The sequence below is a fragment of the Defluviitalea raffinosedens genome (assembly GCF_016908775.1).
Classification (GTDB): domain Bacteria; phylum Bacillota; class Clostridia; order Lachnospirales; family Defluviitaleaceae; genus Defluviitalea; species Defluviitalea raffinosedens.
Genome location: NZ_JAFBEP010000047.1, coordinates 1 through 1,814, shown reverse-complemented (window position 1 = coordinate 1,814; position 1,814 = coordinate 1). Strand labels below are relative to the sequence as shown.

At 51.8% G+C, this 1,814-nt stretch carries 1 rRNA gene; it reads right to left on the bottom strand.

The window, feature by feature from the left end:
• Positions 1-1,814: ribosomal RNA gene (locus JOD07_RS15235) — 23S ribosomal RNA — on the bottom strand; the annotation flags it as partial.

Here is a 1,814-nt window from a genome sequence, read left to right as displayed (position 1 = left end):
GCTATGGGAAATCTTATCTTGAGGTGGGCTTCACACTTAGATGCCTTCAGCGTTTATCCCTTCCAAACTTGGCTACTCTGCTGTGCACTTGGTAGTACAACAGATTCACCAGAGGTTCGTCCATCCCGGTCCTCTCGTACTAAGGACAGCTCCTCTCAAATTTCCTGCGCCCACGACGGATAGGGACCGAACTGTCTCACGACGTTCTGAACCCAGCTCGCGTACCGCTTTAATGGGCGAACAGCCCAACCCTTGGAACCTGCTACAGCTCCAGGATGCGATGAGCCGACATCGAGGTGCCAAACCTCCCCGTCGATGTGAACTCTTGGGGGAGATAAGCCTGTTATCCCCGGGGTAGCTTTTATCCGTTGAGCGATGGCAATCCCACTTTCTTACCACCGGATCACTAAGTCCTACTTTCGTATCTGCTCCAGCCGTCGCTGTCGCAGTTAAGCAACCTTCTGCCTTTGCACTCTGCGAATGGTTTCCAACCATTCTGAGGTTACCTTTGAGCGCCTCCGTTACTCTTTCGGAGGCGACCGCCCCAGTCAAACTGCCCGCCTGACATTGTCCCTAATCTGGTTCACAGATTCAGGTTAGAAATCCAGTATCACAAGAGAGGTATCCCACCGGCGACTCCACCAAGACTGGCGTCCTGGCTTCTTAGTCTCCCTCCTATCCTGTACATGCAATACCGAATTCCAGTATCAAGCTGCAGTAAAGCTCCACGGGGTCTTTCCGTCCTGTCGCGGGTAACCGGCATCTTCACCGGTACTACAATTTCACCGGGCGCGTTGTCGAGACAGTGCCCAAATCGTTACGCCTTTCGTGCGGGTCGGAACTTACCCGACAAGGAATTTCGCTACCTTAGGACCGTTATAGTTACGGCCGCCGTTTACTGGGGCTTAAGTTCAAAGCTTCGGTTTCCCTAACCTCTCCCCTTAACCTTCCAGCACCGGGCAGGCGTCAGCCCCTATACTTCACCTTTCGGTTTAGCAGAGACCTGTGTTTTTGCTAAACAGTCGCTTGGGCCTATTCTCTGCGGCCTGCCTTTCAGCAGGCACCCCTTCTCCCGAAGTTACGGGGTCATTTTGCCGAGTTCCTTAACAACGCTTCTCCCGTCGGCCTTAGGATTCTCTCCTCATCCACCTGTGTCGGTTTACGGTACGGGTACTGATAAATCTATAGCGGCTTTTCTCGGCAGTGTGGATTCGGCAGCTTCCCTACTTTTTTTTCGGTCCTTATCACACTTCACCATCACCTGACGGGTTTGCCTGTCAGGCTCGGCTTTGTGCTTAACCGGGTCTTTCCATTCCCCGGTCTGCCTATCCTCCTGCGTCCCCACAGTTCTGTTTATCAGCAGTACAGGAATCTCAACCTGTTGTCCATCGGCTACGGCTTTCGCCCTCACCTTAGGTCCCGACTTACCCAGAGCAGATCAGCTTTACTCTGGAAACCTTGGATATTCGGCCAAGAAGATTCTCACTTCTTTCTCGCTACTCATTCCGGCATTCTCTCTTCCTATCACTCCACTGCTCCTTTCGGTACAGCTTCTATGCAACAGGAATGCTCCTCTACCATCGCAACTTTAGTTGCAATCCATAGCTTCGGTGTCGTGTTTTAGCCCCGGACATTTTCGGCGCAGGATCTCTCGACTAGTGAGCTATTACGCACTCTTTGAATGTATGGCTGCTTCTAAGCCAACATCCTAGTTGTCTCTGAAATCCCACATCCTTTTCCACTTAACACGTACTTTGGGACCTTAGCTGATGGTCTGGGCTCTTTCCCTTTTGACCATGAAACTTATCTCTCAT